Origin of the sequence: Nocardioides alpinus (assembly GCF_900112035.1) — a bacterium.
Lineage (GTDB): Bacteria > Actinomycetota > Actinomycetes > Propionibacteriales > Nocardioidaceae > Nocardioides > Nocardioides alpinus.
In genome coordinates, this window is sequence record NZ_FOKC01000002.1 from 339,531 (window position 1) to 360,706 (window position 21,176).

At 71.2% G+C, this 21,176-nt stretch carries 15 protein-coding genes; 4 read left to right on the plus strand and 11 right to left on the minus strand.

Features of this window, described 5'->3' with window-relative positions; genetic code table 11:
- Positions 1 to 3: 3 nt before the first annotated feature.
- A complete protein-coding gene (locus BM127_RS06940; protein WP_091196406.1) occupies positions 4 to 6,228 on the minus strand; it encodes a family 78 glycoside hydrolase catalytic domain in 6,225 nt (2,074 codons plus the stop codon).
- Positions 6,229 to 6,516: 288 nt separating this feature from the next.
- Between BM127_RS06940 and BM127_RS06945 the strand changes: the two genes are divergently transcribed.
- Positions 6,517 to 7,125: a hypothetical protein gene (locus BM127_RS06945; RefSeq protein ID WP_091196409.1), complete on the plus strand. Its 609-nt coding sequence runs from the start codon at positions 6,517 to 6,519 to the stop codon at positions 7,123 to 7,125.
- 46 nt (positions 7,126 to 7,171) lie between these two features.
- Positions 7,172 to 8,563, plus strand: a complete 1,392-nt coding sequence (locus BM127_RS06950) for a signal peptidase I (protein WP_091196411.1) — start codon at positions 7,172 to 7,174, stop codon at positions 8,561 to 8,563.
- Positions 8,564 to 8,584: 21 nt separating this feature from the next.
- Here the strand turns inward: BM127_RS06950 and yczE are convergent, their stop codons facing one another.
- Entirely contained in the window at positions 8,585 to 9,235 is a 651-nt protein-coding gene (gene yczE / locus BM127_RS06955) for a membrane protein YczE (protein ID WP_091196414.1), read from the minus strand.
- Between the two features lie 61 nt (positions 9,236 to 9,296).
- Between yczE and yczR the strand changes: the two genes are divergently transcribed.
- Positions 9,297 to 10,748, plus strand: a complete 1,452-nt coding sequence (gene yczR, locus BM127_RS06960) for a MocR-like transcription factor YczR (protein ID WP_091196416.1) — start codon at positions 9,297 to 9,299, stop codon at positions 10,746 to 10,748.
- Positions 10,749 to 10,763: 15 nt separating this feature from the next.
- Here yczR and serA read toward each other — a convergent pair whose 3' ends face one another.
- Positions 10,764 to 12,359 (minus strand): phosphoglycerate dehydrogenase, encoded by a 1,596-nt coding sequence (gene serA, locus BM127_RS06965; protein WP_091196419.1) that lies wholly within the window; start codon positions 12,357 to 12,359, stop codon positions 10,764 to 10,766.
- 174 nt (positions 12,360 to 12,533) lie between these two features.
- Here serA and BM127_RS06970 point away from each other — a divergent pair, with 174 nt between their 5' ends.
- A complete protein-coding gene (locus BM127_RS06970; protein WP_091196422.1) occupies positions 12,534 to 13,106 on the plus strand; it encodes a YdeI/OmpD-associated family protein in 573 nt (190 codons plus the stop codon).
- On the opposite strand, the gene BM127_RS06975 is transcribed toward BM127_RS06970, so the two are convergent.
- The 8 genes from BM127_RS06975 to ilvN all read right to left on the minus strand — a co-directional run bounded on the left by BM127_RS06975 (position 13,103) and on the right by ilvN (position 21,172).
- Complete coding sequence (locus BM127_RS06975) at positions 13,103 to 13,807, minus strand: DsbA family oxidoreductase (RefSeq protein WP_091196424.1); 705 nt, start codon at positions 13,805 to 13,807, stop codon at positions 13,103 to 13,105. The two genes, BM127_RS06970 and BM127_RS06975, sit on opposite strands and share 4 nt — an antisense overlap.
- Positions 13,808 to 13,830: 23 nt before the next feature.
- A complete protein-coding gene (locus tag BM127_RS06980) occupies positions 13,831 to 15,312 on the minus strand; it encodes a purine-cytosine permease family protein (RefSeq protein ID WP_091196426.1) in 1,482 nt (493 codons plus the stop codon).
- A 9-nt stretch (positions 15,313 to 15,321) separates the two neighbouring features.
- The gene (gene efeB, locus BM127_RS06985) at positions 15,322 to 16,602 is read right to left on the minus strand and encodes an iron uptake transporter deferrochelatase/peroxidase subunit (protein WP_091196429.1); all 1,281 of its coding nucleotides are present in this window, start codon (positions 16,600 to 16,602) and stop codon (positions 15,322 to 15,324) included.
- Positions 16,599 to 17,777 (minus strand): iron uptake system protein EfeO, encoded by a 1,179-nt coding sequence (gene efeO, locus BM127_RS06990; protein ID WP_091196431.1) that lies wholly within the window; start codon positions 17,775 to 17,777, stop codon positions 16,599 to 16,601. The genes efeB and efeO overlap by 4 nt, the downstream gene beginning before the upstream one ends.
- Positions 17,774 to 18,643 carry an iron uptake transporter permease EfeU gene (gene efeU, locus BM127_RS06995; RefSeq protein WP_091196434.1) on the minus strand — a complete coding sequence of 290 codons (870 nt, stop codon included), beginning with the start codon at positions 18,641 to 18,643 and terminating at the stop codon, positions 17,774 to 17,776. Before efeU ends, efeO begins: the two co-directional genes overlap by 4 nt.
- Positions 18,644 to 18,713: 70 nt before the next feature.
- Entirely contained in the window at positions 18,714 to 19,505 is a 792-nt protein-coding gene (locus BM127_RS07000) for a methyltransferase domain-containing protein (RefSeq protein WP_091196901.1), read from the minus strand.
- Positions 19,506 to 19,546: 41 nt separating this feature from the next.
- Positions 19,547 to 20,575 (minus strand): ketol-acid reductoisomerase, encoded by a 1,029-nt coding sequence (ilvC, locus tag BM127_RS07005; RefSeq protein ID WP_091196437.1) that lies wholly within the window; start codon positions 20,573 to 20,575, stop codon positions 19,547 to 19,549.
- Between the two features lie 57 nt (positions 20,576 to 20,632).
- Entirely contained in the window at positions 20,633 to 21,172 is a 540-nt protein-coding gene (gene ilvN, locus BM127_RS07010) for an acetolactate synthase small subunit (protein WP_091196440.1), read from the minus strand.
- Between the last annotated feature and the right edge of the window lie 4 nt (positions 21,173 to 21,176).

Genomic DNA, 21,176 nt, shown 5'->3' on the forward strand with positions numbered 1-21,176 from the left:
GGGTCACCGCACGCGCACCGTGATCCTCGTGCCGCTGCTCTCGATCACGTCGTCACCCAGGAAGCGCACCCGGATCGTGCGCCGACCCGGCTCCGCCGCGCGGAACCGCACCACGGCGCGACCGTCGGTCACGGTCGCCACGCCGACCCGCCTGCCGGCGTGGAACACCCGGATCCGACCGTCTGCGGGGAGTCCGCGGACCTGCACCCGGAGGCGCAGGCGCACCTGGCTGCCGGCCCTCACGCTGGAGACGGGCTTGAGGAGGCGTGTCCGGGACGTCGCCCGGTCGACGACGCCGTCACGCGTCACCTGCGCCACCCCGGTGGCGTGACCCGGCCTGGTGGCCGTCACCACTACGCCGATCCGCGACCGCACGTCAGCCGGCCCCAGCAGGTACGACGGGCCGGTCGCGTCCGCGATCGGAGCACCGTCCCGCGTCCACTGGACCGACGTGGTCACCCGGTCGCTGTCCCACGCGCTGGTCGCGGTGAGTCGGCGACCGACCCGCAGCGTCCCGCTGATCACCGGCGCGGAGGTGGCGACCGGCGCAGCCGCCGGACCGTCAGGCACTGCGTCGAGACGAGCCGTGCCCTCACTGCCCTGGTTGTCGGCCGCGTCGAGCGCACGGTGACGGATGGTGTGGGCGCCGCCGTCGAGCCTCACCGGTCCGACGTAGGTCATCCACTCGCCGCCGTCGACGCTGTACTGCACGAGTCGCAGCCCTGAGCCGCCCTCGTCGCCGCCGGTGAGGGTGAAGGTGCGGCCGGTCCACTCCAGCGTGCTGCTCGGGGCGGTCAGGTCGACCAGGACCGTGAGGGTCGCCTCCTCGGAGAACACCTCGCCCGTCCGGCCGCGGTAGTCGACCACCACCGTGCCCGCAGGCATCGGTTGCGGGCTGGACCACGTCTGCCACGGACCGCCGTCGAAGCGGTACTGGAGCTCATCGGGGTCGCCGCCGGCAGTCAGGGCCAGCGCTGCCCCGATCCCGTGCCAGCCCGAGGCGCTGCCCTTCGACACCTCGGCCTGCACCGGGCCCCCGCCGTACTCGGGCTCGATCGTGAGCGTCTCGGTGCGCGTCTCCTCGACGTTGCCCGCCTCGTCGGTCGACGCGAAGACCACGGAGTGGTCCCCGGCACCGGCGACCTCCGGCAGGTCGGCGCCGAGGTCCTGCCACGCGCCGTCGTCGACCCGGAACCGGGTCACGGCCACGCCACTGGTCGCGTCGACGGCAGTGAGCTCCAGCTGTCGTCGCTCGCGCCCGCTCGGTCGCGCCACGACGGTGGTCACCGGCGCGATGCTGTCGATCCGCACGAGGGTCGACCCCTCGTCCGAGACGTTGCCGCTCGCGTCGGTGGCGCGGTGGCGCAGCGTCTGCTCGCCCTCGTCGGACAGCACCACCGGGGCGCCGTACGACGTCCAGCCCGCGCCGAGGTCGACCTCGACCGCCGGGGCGTCGTCCCGGTCGTCGGTGGCCGCGAGCGTCGCAGTGACCGGGCCCCGGCTCCAACCGGCCTCTCCCGGGGTCGCCGTGTCGAGCGACACCGAGACCGCCGGCGCGGTCCTGTCGGCGCCCGAGCTGACCCACAGGTCGGCGACCGACGGGTCGAAGAAGCCCGTCGCACCAGTCGCGGGGTACTCGAACTCCACCCGGACCGTGCCGTCGTGGTCCAGCAGGGCGGGGTCGTCGACGAGCACCCTGTACATCTTCGACTGGGCGGCCCCCGAGAGGACCCGGACGTCGACGAGCACGTCGTCGACATGGATGTCGTACTTCTTGGTCACGGCGGTGTTGAACGTCTCCCGGACCTGCAGCACGATCGGCTCGCCCGGCGTGGCGGCCACCTCGGCGGAGAACCACGAGCCGGGGTACTGCGAGTGCGCGTAGCGCCGGGTGAGACCGGCCTCGGTGCTGATCCCGCTGCTCGGCGCTGCCTGGATGGCGTGGGCGGCCTCCGACTCCGGCTGACCGAAGTCGACGTGATCGGTCAGCGTGGCACTGTCCGGCACCGCGAGCTGCAGCGTCAACGACACGCTCGCGGTGGCCAGCGCCTCGTCCCCGACGAAGGAGATCGGCAGGTCGCGCACCTCTCCGCCGACGAACCCGACGGGGACCAGGACCCGGAGCCGCTGGGTGAGCTCGCCCCCTGCTGCGACCGTTCGGACGGTGGGCGCCACCTGCCACCAGCCTGCGGGCAGCTCGGCCTGCAGCCGCCCCGTCGCGGCGACGGTCCCGGCGTTGCGGACGGTGGCGACGATCTCGGCGACCTCGAGCGAGCCGTCGACCGGGTGCGTCGCGCTGACGTCGGTCAGGGTGACCTGCGAGTCGACCGTCGCCCACTCGCGCTCGACCACGATCGGGTACGTCGTCCCGCCGTCGGTGAAGCTCAGCGCCACCTCGGCCCGGACCGGGCCGGAGCCCTGCCCCGACGGGACCTGCGTGGTGAAGGCCAGGTCGACACTGTCGCCGGCGGCGAGGGATGCCGGCGCGGTGTCGTCGCTGGTGACCGTCCAGTCGGCCACGGTGAAGGACGCGTTGAACGGTCCCACCGGGGCGTCGCCTGCGTTGGTGAGGCGCACCGTGCCGGTGACCTGCTGGCCCCTGACCACCGGCTCGTCGATCGGCACCAGGGTCAGCGTGACTCCTCGGACCTCCAGGGCCAGCTCGACCATCAGCTCCTCGATCGCCGCCAGACGCGGGGCCAGGTCGGCCACCACCGTCTCGTCACCCACCCGGTCGTCCAGCGAGACGCGCAGCTCGCGCAGCCGGTCCAGAGCCTCACCCAGGTCAGCCCGGGCAGTGGCGCCGGCGGCGGCGGTGTGGGCCGCTGACGCGGAGCGGACCAGGGCCTCGACCTCGTCGGTGCGAGCGGTGAGGTCGGACGCCTCCCCCGCCTCGAGGTCGCCGGTGGCCAGGTGCACGTCGACCCGGTCGTCCAGGTTCAGGATCTCGTCGAGGACGTCCTGGAAGACCCCGAGGTCGTCCGCGGCCTTCGGGCCGAAGGTCCACTCGCCGGGTCCCACCCGGAAGGTGGCGTAGGTGCCGCCCGGCAGGTCGGAGCGACCGACGTACTCGGCCCCCTCCGGGTGGCTGGGGACGTACTCCGCCCGCACCGAGCCCGGGAGCGGGACCTGCACGGTGGCGGTGGTGTTGCCGGGCACGGTGACCGACAGCTCCATGCGGCCGCGGGTGTCGTGCTCGAAGGCGGCCGAGATCCTGCCGCGCACCGTGGGCACGGTGATCGAGGCGTCCGCCAGGTCACCGGCCTGCGGCTTGACCTGGAACTCGCCGTAACCGGTGACGAGCGGCTGGATCCCGAACAGGCCCGAGGGCACGTTGAACGCCGGGGAGGCGGCCCACGGGTGCGAGTAGGTCAGGTTGCTCTTCTGCGACGGGTCCCAGGCCTCCATCGTGGAGCCCGCTCCCAGCCGGATCATGTTCATCCAGCTGCTCGTGCCCTCGTCGGTCAGCGCGTCCAGGGCGGCCTGGCCGTTGCCGCCGTCGTAGAGGCCCTTCACCAGGAAGGCCGCGCAGTAGACGCTGCACGCCATCCCGCGGGAGTCGACGAACTCGGCGACCCGGGCGACCTGGTCGTCCTCGGGGACCCCGAAGGCCAGGGCGAAGGCGCTGGCATGCACCGAGTAGTGACCGGTCCTCGCGCCGGCGGCGTTCATGCCGTCGTCGTAGCGACCGCCCTCGGCGTCGTAGAGACGCTCGTTGATCTGGGTCCGCAGCCGGTCGGCCTGCGCGGTGAACTCCGCGGCGTCCGCGTCCTTGCCCAGGACCTCGGCCATCGCGGCCATGTCGCGGGTCGCGCGGTAGTAGAGCGAGTTGATGACGGTGTTGTACTCGCGGAACTGGTAGCCGTCACGCTGGCTGGTCGGCCAGTCGACGATGTCGCAGTCGTTGCAGCTGCTGGAGCCGTTCGAGCCGGTGGTCTTGCGCACCAGCCCGGTCGACGCCTCCAGCCACGCCGGCCGCAGCTTGGCCTTCAGGTTGTCGTAGTAGTCGGCGACCTGCTCGGTGTTGCCGGTCTGCCGCCAGGCGTCGGAGACCGACAGCACCACGTAGATCGGCCACTCGGTGGGCCAGGTCCGGTTGCTCTTGAAGTAGTTCATCGAGTAGCGGCCCAGCGACAGGTCCTCCATGAGGTAGAGCGACGAGAGCTGCTGGAGGTAGCCGTCAGCCTCGTAGTTGGTGCGCTCACGGGTCCAGGAGTCGGTGTAGAAGTTGACGTTGAGCGACTCGATCGAGTTCTTCGAGAGCTGGTAGACCTGATTGAGGTTCTCGTTCGACGACGTGAACGACGAGGCCTCCCGGTCGAACGGGTAGACCAGGGCGAGCGCCTTCAGGTTCTCTGAGGTCACGGGTTCAGTGGCCCCGACGATCTCCAGGTAGCGGAAGACCCGCATGCCCCAGGTCTCGAGGCGCTGCTCGCCGTCCTTCAGGGTGACGATGTCGCGGTACTTGTTGGTGGTGTTGAGCTCCCAGCGCACGGTGTCGGGGCTGGAGGTGACCTCGCCGAAACGGAGCTCGACCCGGTCGCCCGCGCTGCCGTCGGCGACGTCGTACTGCACGCCACCGACCCAGGTCCGGCCGAAGTCGACGAAGTAGTTGCCGTTGCCCTTGTCCACGATCCTCACGGGCGCGTGCAGCTGCTGCTCGACCTTGCCCATCGGGGTCGACTCGAGCTGCGGGATCGCCGGCCGCGCCACGGCGGGCGACCAGGCGCTGTCGTCGAAGCCCGGGGACGCGAAGCCGAACGGGTACTGGCGAGCGTCGAGGTTCTCCATCGGGGCGGAGAAGTAGCTCGTGCCGATGCTGCCCGCCTCCGGGAAGACGAGGGCGCCGTTGAGCGACCTCCAGCTCGGCCCGGTGCCGAACACCTCGGTCGTCCCGTCGGTGTAGGCGACCTTCAGCTGTGCCTGGAAGCGGCGGTTGGCGTTGGTGGTGTAGGCCAGCGCCGAGATCGCGTTGGCCTCGCCGCGCCGCAGCAGTCCGGTGACGTCGAAGCCGTCGTAGCGGGCCTCGGTGCCGATCCGGTTGGTCGGGCCGAGGCCGACAAAGGTGCCGTTGACGTAGGTCTTGTAGACGTACTGCAGGTGGTTGCGGAACTCCGTGGCGGTCGCATTGAGGGTGGCCCAGGCGATCTCCTTGTCGGCCAGCTCCACCTCACCGCGCAGGAACGCCCAGTTGGCAGGGACGTTGGCCGGGTTGACCAGGCCGCAGTTCTGGGCGGTGCCCACGTTGAGCACGCCGCCGGAGACCGCGCCACAGGGGAACGGGTTGGTGCCCTCGAACGCGTCGTCGAGCAGGACCCGACCGGTGCCGGTCTCGACGACCTCCAGGTCGTCGACCTGGGCGCTCTCGCTGTTGCCGGTGCGGACGCCGACCGTGCCGCTGGCGTTGCGCGCATCGGAACGCTGGTCCACCTGCACGTTGTTGATGAACGTGGTGAAGGTGCTGCCTGCGGCCACGATCCGGATGTCGGCCCAGGTGTTGGCCACCAACGTCCCGGCCGGCAGGGCGACCGATGCGCCGAGGGTCGAGTAGGTGCCGTTGACCTGCACGTGAGGCGTGAGCCGGTTGTCCGAGGCACGGAACTGCCACATGAAGGCGTTGCCCGGGTCGAACGCGCGGAAACGGATGCCGAGAGCACCGGCGGTGATCCGGATCCGGCCGGTCAGGGTGTAGTCGACCCACGGGGCCGCCGCCTCGCCGGGCAGCTGCGCGCCGGCCCAGATCGGCTCGCTGCCCGCCCAGGTGAGACCGGGCGCCGTGCCGAAGGAGGTCACGTCGGACCAGGCAGAGACCTGCTCACCGTCCCACGTGCGGACCTTCCAGTAGTAGCGCTCGCCGGCCACCAGGTCCAGCCCGCCGTGCGCGACGTTGAGCTGCTGGTCGGAGACGACCTGGCCCGAGTCCCAGACGTCGCCGTCGTCGGCCTGCGCCTTGGCGGCGCTGGTCGACACGACGACCCGGTACGCCGACTGCATCCCGGCGCCCACCTGCCAGGAGTAGTCCGGGGTGGTGAGGTCACCGAGGTCGGCCGGCTCGGCCAGACCGTTGACGCGCAGTCCTCGCGGACCGTCGCCGGGCTGCGCAGACGGCGCCGACGATGTCGCGGCAGTCCCGGTGGCGGTCGCGACGCCGGGGAGCAGCAGGCCGGAGGCGACGAGCAGGGACGCCAGCGCGGTGATCAGCGGTCGGGAGAGGGGGTGACGGGGCACGCCGAGACGTCCTTCGATGAGGAGATCGCCCAGCGACCTCGGGTGAGGGACGCCACTCTATGAAACGTTCCACACCGTGTCCGGCGATACCGGGAATCGGCCCAGACGTCGTCGCTCCGGTGAGCACACCGTGCCGTCGCTGCCAAGCACAGCGGATCTGGCGCCGTCAAGACCGATGTGACGGTTATTACCGTTCCCGGGATTTTGTTACCTTCCCGTTCCTATGGTGTGGCTCACAGGCCGGCGACCACCACCGGCCACCTCCGCATCCCAAGGAAGCAGCCAGCCATGAAGTCCCCCGGCAAGAAGACGACCCAGGTCCTCGCGACCATCGCCACTCCCCTCGCGATCGTGGCCCTCGGCGCCACCGTCTACCAGGCCTCGTACGCCGCGTTCACCGGCCAGACCCGCAACTCGGGCAACGAGTGGGCCACTGGCTCGGTCAAGCTCACCGACGACGACAACGGCGCCGCGCGCTTCCGGGTCGACAACATGCTGCCCGGCGACACCCAGACCAGGTGCATCACCATCACGGCCGACGCGTCGGTGCCCAGCACCGTCAAGGGCTACGCCATCAACCCGGTGACCTCGACGGCGGGCCTGGAGACCAAGGTCCTCGTCACCATCGACTCCGGCACCGGCGGCTCCTTCGCCGACTGCACCGGCTACACCCAGGTGGGTGCGGCCCACGTGACCAACCAGCCCCTGTCGGCGATCGCCCAGGTCAACACCTTCGCGGCCGGCTTCGGCGGCTGGGTCGTCCCGGCGGGCGTCTCCTCGAAGACCTACCGCATGTCGTGGAGGTTCGACACCACGGGCATGACCCAGGCGCAGATCGACCAGATGCAGGGTGCCAGGACCGGCATCGACATGCAGTGGGAGATGCAGAGCAACTGATTCCTGCCACCCCAGCGCGCCGTCATTCCAGCCAGGAGGTGAGCACATGACCGCCGTTCGGACCTGGGCGCACCTGGTGGGAGTGCTCGCCGCCCGCATGTACCGCGCGTTCCTCCTCGGCCTCGTGGTCATCGCGGTGGCACCGGTGCTGTTCGGGTGGGGCTCCTACGTGATCGAGTCCGGCTCGATGGAGCCCTCGATCCAGGTCGGCGACGTCGTCAGCGCCAAGCCGTACACGCCGGACCAGCCGATCGGGGTCGGCCGGGTCTTCGTCTTCGACGACCCGGCACCCGACCAGGACCGGCTGGTCGTCCACCGCGTCGTAGAGCTGCGCGACGACGGCGACTACACCAGCGCCGGTGATGCCAACGAGGTCACCGACATCACACCGCTGCCCCGGGACCACGTGCGTGGGACGGCAGTTCTCCTCGCGCCCTATGCCGGACTGCCCGTGACCTGGGTCCAGTCCGGCAAGTGGGCCCACCTGACACTGTGGCTGCTCATCACCGTGGCTGCGTTCGCGATGGCTGTCCGGAACATCGAGGGGGAACCCCCCACCCACGGTCCGATGCGCGCGGTCCGCGGCTGGTTCGCGCGCAGCACCCCTACCGTCGACGTCCCCGGCCGGGCCGCCCGTTCGCGCGTGCCGCTGCTGGCCGTGGCGGGACTGGTCCTGCTCAGCACGCTCGCCTCGACCGCGAGCGCGGGGTTCACCGGCCAGACCAGGAACAGCGGCTGGTCGTTCACGGCAAGTCGGTGGGCGCAGCCCTACGTGAACGCCGTCCTCGCCGACGCGCCACAGATCCTGTGGCTCCTCGACGAGAAGACCGGGGCGACGACCGCGCAGGACAAGTCCGGCAACCAGTACCTCGGCACCTACAAGTCCACGACGGTCCTCGGCCAGCCGGGCGGCCTCCTCAACAACCCCGGCACCTCGATCAGCACCACCGGCGCGCTCGCCCTCACGGGTGCGTACGCAGCCGGATCCGCGACCACGCACACGGTGGAGCTCTGGTTCAGGTCTGCCGACCAGACCGGCGGCTACCTGTCCGGCTTCGGCCTGAGCACCACCGCAGGAACTCCGTCCTACGAGGACCGGGTCGTGCGGCTCACGTCAGGCGGTCGCATCACCTACGGCGACTGGAGCAACACTCCGAAGAGCGTGATCACCACCCCGTCCGCCTACGACGACAATCTCTGGCACCAGCTGGTCGTGGTCTCCACCGCCGCGAGCAACGGCCGCCAGAACACCGTCATCTACGTCGACGGCGTCGCACGCGTGAGCGGTCTGACCTCCAGGGTCGAGAGCTACACCGGCTACGTGCGGGTCGGCGGCGGGTCCGGGACCGCTGCCTTCAACGGATCCATCGACAACGTGTCCTTCTACGGCACCGCGCTCTCTGCCCAGCGGGTTGCCGCGCACTACGCCGCCCGCTGACGGCGGTCGTCACCGCCCGGATCACTCCAGCTCGACGGTGAACCACGGCAGCATCAGCTGCGTCAGCGGGCCGATCGCCAGGGCGTAGACGACCGTGCCGATGCCGAGCACGCCGCCGAGCAGCAGGCCGATCACGACGACGGCGACCTCGAGTCCGGTGCGCACCAGCCGGAGCGAGAGGCCGGTCCGGCGTGACAGGCCGGTCATCAGGCCGTCGCGCGGTCCGCGGCCGAGCTGGGCGCCGATGTAGAGCGCGCTCGCCAGCCCGCAGAGCAGGACGCCGCCGAGCATGAGCACGATGCGGACCCACAGCGCGTCGGGCGCCGAGAGCACGGCAAGGGTCGCATCCGCGGACAGCCCGACCACGATCGCGTTGCTGATCGTGCCGAGACCGGGCACCTCCTTGAGCGGGATCCAGAGGACGAGCACCACGAAGCTGAACAGGATGACCGCCTGCCCCAGGGTCATCGGCACGTGCCGCACGAAGCCCGAGTGCAGCACGTCCCACGGGGCCAGCCCGAGCGCACCGCGCACCATCATCGCCAGCGAGACGCCGTAGAGGAACAGCCCGACGTAGAGCTGGGGCAGGCGGCGGGCGAGCCGGCCGGCGCGCAGCTGCGCGATCGGGCCGAGCTGGGCGAGGGGCGTGGGTGCGTGGACGGTCGAGCTCATGGGGCCATCATGCGCTCGATTGGCCTTGCCCGACATAGCCAATCGTGGAACAGTGGCCTGCATGAGCCGTGTGATCACTGCCACCCGCATAGCCACTCTGGTGGGCGACTTCCCCCGCTCCCCCGCCTACCTCGGCCTCGCCGAGAGCCTGCGGGTGCTCATCGGCGACGGCCGCGTCGGACTGGGCGTACGCCTGCCGAGCGAGCGCGAGCTCACCGGGGCACTGGACGTCTCCCGGACGACGGTGACCCGCGCCTACGAGGTGCTGCGCGAGGCCGGCTACGCCGAGGCGCGGCGCGGATCGGGGACGTTCACGACCGTGCCGGGCGGTGAGCGCCGGGCCCACGACCGGGCCCTGCTGCCCGGCCTCGGCGGGGCCGACGTCATCGACCTCAACTGCGCGGCGCACTCGGCCCCGCCCGGCCTCGTCGAGGCCTACCAGCGCGCGACCGAGGAGCTGCCGGCCTACCTCAGCGGCCCCGGCTACTTCCCGCTCGGCGTGCCCGCGCTGCAGGCCCGCATCGCAGCGGCCTACGACGCGCGCGGGCTGCCGACGGACCCCGAGCAGATCATGGTCACGGCCGGCGCACTCGCCGCCGCGTCCGTGGTCGCGCAGGCCTTCACCGCACCGGGCGACCGCGTGGTGGTCGAGTCACCGACCTACCCCAACGCCACCCAGGCGGTGCGGCACGCGGGTGCCCGGCTGGTGCCTGCGGCCGTCGACCCCGACGGCTGGGACCTCGACGCGCTGAGCGCCACGCTGCGTCAGTCCTCCCCGCGCCTGGCCTACCTGATCCCCGACTTCCAGAACCCCACCGGTCACCTGATGCCCGACGCGCAGCGTGAGGAGCTGGCGACGACGCTGGCCCGCACCCGTACGACCGTCGTGGTCGACGAGGCCCACCAGGCACTCGCGCTGGCGCCCGGGCTGGCGGCAGCGATGCCGCACCCGATGGCTGCCTACGCGCGGGACGCGATCACCATCGGCAGCGCGAGCAAGTCCTACTGGGGCGGCCTCCGGCTGGGCTGGATCCGCGCTCCCCGCGCGGAGATGGACCGGCTGATCCACGCCCGGATCGGGATGGACCTCGGCGCGCCGGTCTTCGAGCAGCTCGTGCTGGCGGACCTGATGGACCGCGCCGACGAGGTCCTGCCGGTCCACCGACAGCGCCTGCTCACCGGACGCGACGCGCTGGTGGCGGCCGTCCGCGAGCACCTGCCCGCGTGGCGCTTCCGGGTGCCGGACGGCGGGCTGGCACTGTGGTGCGAGCTCCCCGACCCCCTCGGCACCGCGACGACGGTCGAGGCCGAGCGGCGCGGCGTCGTCGTCGCCCCCGGACCGGTCTTCGCGGTCGAGGGCGGCCTGGACCGCTACGTCCGGATTCCGTGGACCGCCTCGGCCGAGGACCTCACCGAGGCCGTACGCCGCCTCGCCACCGCGTGGCAGCACGTGTCGACCGACGCGGCCCGGCCGGCGACGCAGGGCGCTGCCGGCCGGGTGATGGTCGCCTAGCGACCGACGTGCGGGTCAGGACAGGTCGACGGCGCGCACCGAGACGGCCTGCATGGCCGCCTCGATCTCGGCCAGCGTCTCGCCCGGGATGGCGGAGTCCACGCTCAGTGCGACCAGCGCCGCGCCGCCCTTGTCCTGACGGCAGACCTGCATGCCGGCAATGTTGACCTTGGCGTCGCCGAGGATGCCGCCGACGGTGCCGACCATGCCCGGACGGTCCTCGTAGGTGAGGAAGGCCAGGTGGGTGGTGGGCTCGATGTCGACGTCGAAGCCGTTGACCTCGACGATCCGCTCCTTCTGCGCGAGACCGACCAGGGTGCCGGACACGGACACCTGGGTGCCGTCGGCGAGGGTGCCGCGCAGGGTGATCAGGTTGCGGTGGTCGGGGCTCTCGGAGTCGGTCACCAGGCGCACCTCGGTGCCGCGCTCGGCGGCGAGCAACGGCGCGTTGACGTAGGAGACCTGCTCCTCGACGACGTCGGCGAAGACGCCCTTCAGGGCGGCCAGCTCGAGCACCTTGACGTCGTACTCCGTGATCTCGCCGCGCACCTCGACGTCGAGCTGCTGGGCGACCTCGCCGGCCAGCGCGGTGAACACGCGGCCGAGCTTCTCGGTGAGCGGGATGCCCGGACGTACGTCCTCGGCGATGACGCCGCCCTGCACGTTGACCGCGTCGGGGACGAGCTCGCCGCTCAGCGCCAGGCGCACGGACTTGGCGACCGACACCCCGGCCTTCTCCTGCGCCTCGTCGGTCGAGGCGCCCAGGTGGGGCGTGGCCACGACGTTCTCGAGCTCGAAGAGCGGGCTGTCGGTGCACGGCTCGGTGGCGAACACGTCGAGGCCGGCGGCCGCGATCTGCCCGTTCTTGAGCGCGTCGTAGAGGGCGGCCTCGTCGACGATGCCACCCCGGGCGGCGTTGACGAGCACGAGGCTGTCCTTGGCGGCAGCGAGCTGGTCGGCACCGATGAGGCCGACGGTCTCGGGCGTCTTGGGCAGGTGCACGCTCATGAAGTCCGACTCCGCGAGCAGCGTGTCGAGGTCGACGAGGCGTACGCCCATCTGCGCGGCGCGGCCGGCCTGGACGTAGGGGTCGAACGCGATGACCTTCATGCCGAAGGCGCTGAGCCGCTGCGCGACGAGCACGCCGATGCGACCGAGGCCGACGATGCCGACGGTCTTCTCGTAGAGCTCGATGCCGGTGTACTTCGAGCGCTTCCACTCGCCGCCGCGCAGCGCCGCGTGGGCCGGGCTGATGTGGCGGGCGGCGGCCAGCATGAGGGCGACGGCCAGCTCGGCGGCGCTCACGATGTTGGAGGTGGGCGCGTTGACCACCATCACGCCGGCCTGCGTGGCGGCCTTGACGTCGACGTTGTCGAGGCCGACACCGGCACGGGCGACGACCTTGAGCTTGCCGGCCGCGGCGAGCGCCTCGGCGTCCACCTTGGTGGCGGAGCGGACCAGGATCGCGTCGACGTCGGCGATCGCCGGGATCAGCTCGGCGCGGTCGGCGCCGTTGCAGTGGCGGATCTCGAAGTCGGGGCCGAGCGCCTCGATGGTGGCGGGGCTCAGCTCTTCGGCGATGAGTACGACAGGCTTGACGGGTGCGTTCACAGCGGGGTCCTCAGGGATCAAGGGTGGGTCCGGGACTGCACGACGCTGTGCCCGGCCCACACTACCCGCGGGTCCGCCGACCTCCGAACCCGTCCCACTCCTCAGGTCGCGTCGAGTGCGCGGCCCTGCGGCGACCACTACCGCGACAGCACTCGACTCGGGCAGGGTGGCTGCATGGGTGCGATGGACGACGCCGAACGGCTCGAGCCGACCGCGGTCGAGCAGTGGAGCGCGTGGCTGGGCGAGCACCACACGCAGACCACCGGCGTGTGGCTGGTCTCTGCACGCAGGGCCGCCCACCGGGCGTTCTCCTACGAGGACGCCGTGATGGAGGCGCTCCGCGTCGGGTGGGTCGACTCGACCGTGATGCCCGTCGACGAGGACCGCTCGATGCAGTGGTTCGCACCGCGTCGCCCCGGAAGCATGTGGACCCGGATCAACAAGGGTCGCATCGCCCGGCTCGAGGAGGCGGGGCTGATGGAGCCGGCCGGTGCGGCCGCGGTCGCGACCGCCAAGGAGACGGGCATGTGGACGCTGATGGACGACGTCGAGGACTGCGTCGTCCCCGACGACCTCGCCGCGGCGTTCGAGCGGCACCCGGGCTCGCGCGAGCACTGGGAGTCGTGGTCGGCCTCGGCGCAGAAGCTGATGCTGTCCTGGATCGTGCTCGCCAAGCGGCCGGAGACCCGAGCGGCGCGGATCGAGACGACGGCCGAGAAGGCGGCGACCGGCGAGAAGGCCCGCTAGATCGCGCAGCCGTCCGGGCCGCACTCCTCGCCGGCACCGACCATCTCGATGCTCGGGTGGGCGTCGGCCCACGCGCGCTCGAGGACCTGGGTGAAGGCCTCGGTCGGCTGGGCGCCGGAGACGCCGTACTTCTGGTCGATCACGAAGAACGGCACGCCGGTAGCGCCGTAGGCGCGCGCCTGCTCGGCGTCGGCGTGGACGTCGGCCTCGAACTCGCGGGAGCCGAGGACCTCGTCGACGCGGGTCGCGTCGAGCCCGGCGGCCGCGGCCACCTCGCGGAGCACGGCGTGGTCGGCGACGTTTCGCGCCTCGGTGAAGTAGGCCTTCAGCAGCGCCTCCTTCACCCGGCCCTGCAGCGCGTTGCCGCCCTGCTGGTGGGCGAGGTGGATCAGCCGGTGGGCGTCGACGGTGTTGAGGTGCAGGGTCTCCGACAGCCGGTAGATCAGCCCGTCCTCGGCGGCGACGGCCTCGACCCGGTCCTGCATCTGCTGCGCGCCCTCGGGTGATTGGCCGTACTTCCTGGCCAGCATCACCGAGGTGCTCTCGGTGGGCTCGGTCGGCGCGCCCGGGTCGAGCTGGTAGGAGCGCCAGCGCACCTCCACCTCGTCGGCGTGGGCGAACCCGGCGAGCGCGTTCTCGATGCGGCGCTTGCCGATGTAGCACCAGGGGCAGACGACGTCGGACCAGATCTCGATCTTCACGAGAGCCTGAACATCGATCCTGCTCAGGCTGTTCCCGACTCCTGGCGGGCCACGGTGCCGCGCCGCAGCACGTAGCCACCGACCAGCCCGATCACCAGGGCTGCGAGCACGCCGACGTTGGCGAAGGCCCACGCGCCGTCCTTGCCGCCGAGCCCGAGCGGGCCGAGCAGGTAGCCCTGCCAGTTGTTCCACGACGCGTCGTCGGCGAAGAGGTTGACCACGAGGCCCCATCCGACGGTCGAGGCGACCACCATCGTGCCGATGGCGGCCCAGTCGAAGGCGCCGTAGCGCCCCGACGCGTCGAACAGGGCCTCCTCGTCGTAGTCGCCCCGGCGCAGGGCGAGGTCGGCGATCATGATCCCGGCCCACGCCGCCAGCGGGACGCCGAGGGTGATGAGGAAGCTCTGGAACGGGTTGATGAAGTTGTCGGCGAAGAAGACGACGTAGATGGTGCCGATGGTGAGCAGCACGCCGTCGACGGCCGCCGCCTGGGGGCGCTTGAGCCTCACGCCGAGCGAGAGCAGCGTCAGGCCCGAGGAGTAGATGCCGAGCACCGCACCGCTGACCAGCGACAGGATCGCCGCCAGCAGGAACGGGATGAGGAACCAGGTCGGCAGCAGGGTGGCGAGGGTGCCGATCGGGTCGCCCGCGACGCCGTCGAGGATCTCGGTCGAGGACCCGGCGAGCGCCAGGCCGAAGAGCACGAGCACGACGGGTGCGAGCGCACCGCCGAAGGTGTTCCACGCGACGATCGAGGGGCCGGACGCGGTGCGCTTCTGGTAGCGCGACCAGTCGGCCGCGATGTTGATCCACCCGAGCCCGAACCCGGTCATCACCATCACGAGCGCGCCGATGACGGCCTGGGTGGAGCCGGACGGGATGTCCTGCACGGCCGACCAGTTGATGTCGTCGACGGTGAGCGCCATGTAGAGGACGGTGACGATGCCGGTGATCCAGGTCAGCACCGACTGCATCCGCATGATGATGTGGTAGCCCGCGACGCTCGCGGCCACGATGAGCGCAGCGACCAGCACGGCCGCCACGACCTTGGTGCCGGTGCCACCGCCCCAGCCGAGACGGGTGAAGATCGTGGAGGTGGCGAGGACCGCGAGGATGGCGAGGAACGTCTCCCAGCCGATCGAGACCAGCCACGAGATCACACCCGGCACCTTCTGGCCCTCGACCCCGAACGCCGCCCGGCTCAGGATCATCGTCGGCGCCGAGCCCCGCTTGCCCGCGATCGCGATGACCCCGCAGAGGGCGAACGACACGACGATCCCGATGACGGAGACGACGACGGCCTGCCAGAAGGAGATGCCGAAGTAGAGGACGAACGACGCATAGCTGAGGCCGAAGACAGAGACGTTGGCCGCGAACCACGGCCAGAAGAGGTCGGACGGCCTGGCGGTGCGCTCGGACTCGTCGATGATCTCGATGCCCGTGGTCTCGACGCCGAGGCGGCGGGTCTGCTCGAGGCCCGACCCCGTGGTTGCTGTGTCGCTCATGGGAGAAGGCTAGGCGAACAACGACTGACCGACGTGCTCCCCCGGCCCTACCCCCGGCGGCACGGCGAAGAGGGCCGAGCCGGTGAACTCCAGGTACTCCACGAGGGCGTCGCTCTTAGACATCGCAAGCTGCACCGGGACGAAGTGGGTGCCGGGGTCGCGGACGTAGGCGATGAAGAACAGTCCGGCGTCGAGACCGCCGAGGGCGTTGGACCCGTCGACGAAGTTGTAGCCGCGCCGCAGCATCCGGGCGCCGCCGTGGACGTCCGGGTGGACCACACGCACGTGCGCGTCGGTCGCGATCACCGGCTGGTCGTTGCTGCCGGGCATGTCGAAGTCGGGCTCGGACATCTCCTCACCGCCCGAGAGCGGCGCGCCGGTGCCCTTGGTGCGCCCGACGAAGGCCTCCTGGTCGCCCAGCGGCTGGCGGTCCCAGACCTCGATGGTCATGTTGATCCGCCGCGCGACGAGGTAGGAGCCGCCGACGAGCCAGCCCGCCCTCGGGTCGTCGTCGCCCACCCAGACGTGCTCGTCGAGCGCGGCCGTCTCCTCCGCCTTGACGTTGGCGGTGCCGTCCTTGAAGCCGAAGAGGTTGCGCGGCGTGGACTGGCTCGTGGACGTCGTCGACGTACGCCCGAAGCCGAGCTGCGACCAGCGCACCGAGACGGTGCCGAAGCCCAACCGTGCGAGGTTGCGCACTGCGTGCACGGCCACCTGCGGGTCGTCGGCGCAGGCCTGGATGCACAGGTCGCCGCCCGACCGCGCCGGGTCGAGGATGTCGCCCGGGAAGTGCGGGAGGTCGCGCAGCGCCTCGGGCTGCCGGTCGGCGAGGCCGAACCGGTCGCGGCCCTCGGCGTCGCGGAAGAGCGACGGCCCGAAGCCGAACGTGAGGGTGAGGCCGCTCGCGGGGAGGTCGAGCGCCTCGCCGGTGTCGTCGGGCGGCAGGCGTACGTCGCCGTCGATCGCGCCGGTGCCCGCGGGCTCCCCCGCCGTCATCTGCTCGGCCGCGAGGGTCCAACGCTGCAGGAGGTCGACGAGCTCGTCGCGCGAGTCGGTGAGGACGTCGAACGCCGCGAAGTGCAGCCGGTCCTGGGCGGGGGTGACGATGCCGGCCTGGTGCGCACCACGGAAGGCGTACGTCGTCGAGCGGCCGCCGGTGGCGACCGTCGCTCCCTCGTCCGCGTGCGCCGTCGTACGCCCGACGGCGAAGGCGCCTGCGACGCCCGCGACCGCGGCCCCGCCGCCGAGCAGGCCGCGTCTGCTGAGCTGCGTGCGGGGCTGCCCGGTCAGGACAGCACCGCCGCGGTCAGCCGCGAGAGCGGCTCGGAGAGGGCGTTGACCGAGTCAGAGAACTCCTTGATCTGCTCGGGCGTCAGCTCGTCGTAGGCCACGAAGCCGTCACCCTCGCGCTGCGCGTCGAGGAGGACCTGGAGCTCCTCGAACCGGGTCGTCAGCTGGTCGGCCAGCTCGGCGTCCTTCTCCGACACGATCGGCTGCACGCCCTCGTAGGCGACGCGGGCGCCGTCGACGTTGGCCCGGAAGTCCCAGAGGTCGGTGCGCGACCAGTACTCCTCCTCACCGGTGACCTTGCCGGTGGCGACCTCCTCCAGCAGGCCGCGCGAGCCGTTGGCGATCGCGTCGACGGTGTAGGTCAGCTCCTGCACGCGAGTGTCGAGCTCCTCGGTGTGGGCGAGCAGGTCGTCGGCGTAGGTCGCGCGCTCGGCGTCGGTGAGGGCGGTGTAGTCCTCGGCACGCTGCGGCCAGAGGTCCTTCTCGATGAGGTGCCAGCCACTCCACTCCTGACCCGGCTCGAGGTCGGCCTCGCGGGCGTCCATCAGCGGGTCGAGGTCGCCGAACGACTCGGCGACGGTCTCGATGCGCTCCCAGTGGGTGCGGGCGACCGGGTAGAGCGCGCGGGCCGCGGCGTCGTCGCCGTCCTTGTAGAGCCCGACGAACTCCTCAGTCTTCTCCAGCAGCTGCGCCGACTGGTCCTCGACGTAGGCCGCGTAGTTGGCCTCGGCCGCCTCGACGAGCTCCTGCTCGTCGGAGGAGACCTCGACCTCGTCGTCGGACTCGGTGACGGTGAGCTCACCGCGGATGCCCTCGCCGGTCATGCCAGGCTTGCACGCGGTGACGTACGAACCTGCCGGGGCGTTGACGGTCAGCGCCCGCGTGATGCTGGGGCCGATGTTCTCGACCTCGGCGACGATGCGCAGGCCGTCCTCGTCGAGGAGGTAGAACTCGGTGACCTGGTCGCCGGAGTTGGTGACGTCGAAGGTGAGGGTGCCCGCGGGGGCCTCGGCGGCGGAGAGGGTGCACGCGTCGGCCGACGAGTCGACCGTCAGCGCTTGCACGTCACCGGCGTCTCCCGACGTGTCCGAAGGAGCGGTGCTCTCGGTGCCGCAGGCGCCGAGCGTGGCGACCAGTGCGGTGGCACCGCAGAGGGCGAGGAGCGTGCGGTTCATGCGGGGATTCCTTCGGGTTCAGGGGCAGCGGTGGGGGTCGTGCGACGGCGGATCTTGAGGAGGAAGAGCGGGAGGACGACGGCGACGTAGGCCAGCCAGACGAGGCCCTCGACCCACGTCGTCTGCGGGGAGAAGTTGAAGAAGCCCTTGAGCAGGGTCGCGACGAGCGAGTCCGGCGGCAGGATGTGCGTGACGTCGAACATCACGTGGTCGAGGCCGGGCAGCACACCGGCCTCCTGCAGGTCGTGCATGCCGTAGGACAGGACGCCGGCGGCGACGAAGACCAGCAGGGCGCCGGTCCAGGCGAAGAAGCGGGTGAGGTTGATCGACACCGCGCCGCGGTAGATCAGGTGGCCCAGGACGACGGCGGTCGCGATGCCGAGGACCGCGGCGAGGAGGGGCTCCCAGGTGACGGGCGCCGTGTCCGGGAGGTCGCGTCCGGTCGCCGTCCGGGTCGCGGTCCAGAGGATCAGAGCTGTCTCGAGGCCCTCGCGGCCGACGGCGAGGAACGCCACGACGACGAGCGACCAGCGCGACTCGGCGGCGGCGTCCACACGTCCGCGGAGGTCGCCGGCGATGGAGCGGGCGGCTCCGGCCATCCAGAAGATCATCCAGGTGACGAAGGCGGCCGCGACGATCGAGAGCACGCCCCCGACGAGCTCCTGCGTGCGGAAGGTGAGCTGGCGGCTCTGCAGCCCGAGGCCCAGGGTCAGGCCGACGCTCATCAGGATCGCGATCACGACGCCGGCCCAGACGCGGGGCAGCAGGTGCCGGCGGTCGGTCTTGACCAGGTAGGCGACGAGGATGCTCACGACGAGGGCTGCTTCGAGCCCCTCGCGCAACCCGATCAGGTAGTTGGCCAGCACCGTGGCAGCGTATACCTGAGGTTAGGCTTACCTAAATCCAGATCAGCCCGTGGGCAGCACCGACACCGGGTCAGACCCGGATGAGGACCTCGCCGTGCAGGACGGAGAACCAGCCGTCCGGGTCGGCGGCCCACTGGCGCCATGCGGCGGCCACGTCCGCGAGCTCGTCCTCGGTCGCACGCCCGCCTGCCGTCAGCTGCCGGGCAAGGGCGGTCGTGGTGATGCGGTCGGCCCACAGACCTCCCCACCACGCACGGTCCTCCGGGTCGGCGAAGCACCAGGTCGAGGATCCCGCCACGACGTCGCGCGCTCCTGCGGCGTGCGCCCAGGCGAGCAGCATCCGACCGGCGTGCGGTTCGCCACCGTTGGTGCGGGCGGCGGCGTCGTACAGCTCGAGCCAGCGGTCGAGCCCCGACGACGCGGGATGCCACGAGAAGTGGCCGTAGTCGCTGTCGCGCACCGCGACCACACCGCCCGGGCGGGTCACGCGGACCATCTCGCGGAGCGCCCCGACCGGGTCGGCGACGTGCTGGAGCACCTGGTGGGCATGGACCACGTCGAAGGCGTCGTCGGCCAGGTCGAGTGCGTGCACGTCACCGACGACCACGGTGGCGTTGTCGATGCCCTGCCGGTCGAGCTCGGCGCGCGTCAGCGCAGCCGCGTCCTCGGACACCTCGAGCGCCACGACCTCGCCCACCAGCCGGGCCAGGTCCGCGGTGATGGTGCCCGGCCCCGACCCGACGTCGAGCAGCCGCTGGCCGCCGTGCAGGTGGGGCAGGAGGTGGGCCGCGGAGTTGGCCGCCGTACGCCACCGGTGGGAGCGCAGGACGGCCTCGGCGTGCCCGTGCGTGTAGCTGCTCACGGGCACGCCTCGTCTCGACTCCGCTCGACCGCCCACACGGATCAGCGGGCGGAGGTGCCCTCGACGTAGTCGGTGTCGTGCGACTTGACCCAGGCCATCAGCTTGCGCAGCTCACGCCCGGTCTGCTCGATCGGGTGCGACTCACCCCTCTTGCGGAACTCGGTGAACTCCGGCGAACCGTTGTCCATGTCGGTGATGAAGCGCTCGGCGAACGCACCGCTCTTGATGTCGGCGAGCACGTCCTCCATGTTCTTCTTCACGTCGGGCGTGATGACGCGAGGACCGGAGACGTAGTCGCCGAACTCGGCGGTGTCGGAGACCGACCAGCGCTGCTTGGCGATGCCGCCCTCGTACATCAGGTCGACGATCAGCTTGAGCTCGTGGAGGCACTCGAAGTAGGCCACCTCGGGCTGGTAGCCGGCCTCGGTGAGGACCTCGAAGCCGTACATCACCAGCTGGGAGGCGCCGCCGCAGAGGACGGCCTGCTCGCCGAACAGGTCGGTCTCGGTCTCCTCGGTGAACGTGGTCCTGATCCCGCCGGCGCGCAGGCCGCCGATCGCCTTGGCGTACGACAGGGCGAGGTCCCAGGTCGTGCCGGACTCGTCCTTCTCGACCGCGACGAGCACGGGGACGCCGCGACCGTCGACGTACTCACGACGCACGAGGTGGCCGGGGCCCTTCGGGGCGACCATGAAGACGTCGACGCCCTCGGGCGGGGTGATGTAGCCGAAGCGGATGTTGAAGCCGTGGCCGAAGACGAGGGTGTCGCCGGGCGTGAGCGCGGGCTCGATCTCCTCGGCGTAGAGCTTCCTCTGGTGCTGGTCGGGGGCGAGGATCACGATCAGGTCGGACTCCTCGGCCGCCTCGCGCGGGGTCAGCACGCGCAGGCCCTCGGCCTCGGCCTTCTCGCGGCTCTTGGAGCCGGGCTGCAGGCCGATGCGGACGTCGACGCCCGAGTCGCGCAGGGAGAGCGCGTGGGCGTGGCCCTGGCTGCCGTAGCCGATCACTGCGACGTTCTTGCCCTGGATCAGGCTCAGGTCCGCGTCGTCGTCGTAGAACATCTCAGCCACTGGGGGCTCTCCTTCATCGGTGGGATTCTCGAGGTGGTGCTGGGTGTGGAGGGTGGGTCAGACGGCCATGGGTGGTGCGGGCACGGCGACCGGGCGCTGGGGTCGCTCGCTGATCGACCGGGAGCCGCGACCGATCGCGACCATCCCGGACTGCACGAGCTCGCGGATGCCGAACGGCTCGAGCACCCGGAGCAGGTCGGACAGCTTGTCGGCGTTGCCGACGGCCTGGACGGTGACGGCGTCGGGCGAGACGTCGACGACCTTGGCGCGGAACAGCTGGACGGCGTCGAGCACCGCGCCCCGGGTGGACGCGTCGGCGCGGACCTTCACCAGGAGCAGCTCACGGTTGACCGAGCCGGGACCGTCGAGCTCGACGATCTTGATCACCTCGACCAGCTTGTTGAGCTGCTTGGTGACCTGCTCGAGCGGGGACTCCTCGACGCTGACCACGATGGTCATGCGGGAGACCTCGGGGTGCTCGGTCGGCCCCACGGCGAGGCTGTCGATGTTGAAGCCGCGGCGGGAGAACAGGCCCGCGATCCGGGCGAGCACTCCGGGCTTGTTCTCGACCAGGACGCTCAACGTGTGCTTGCTCATCGGA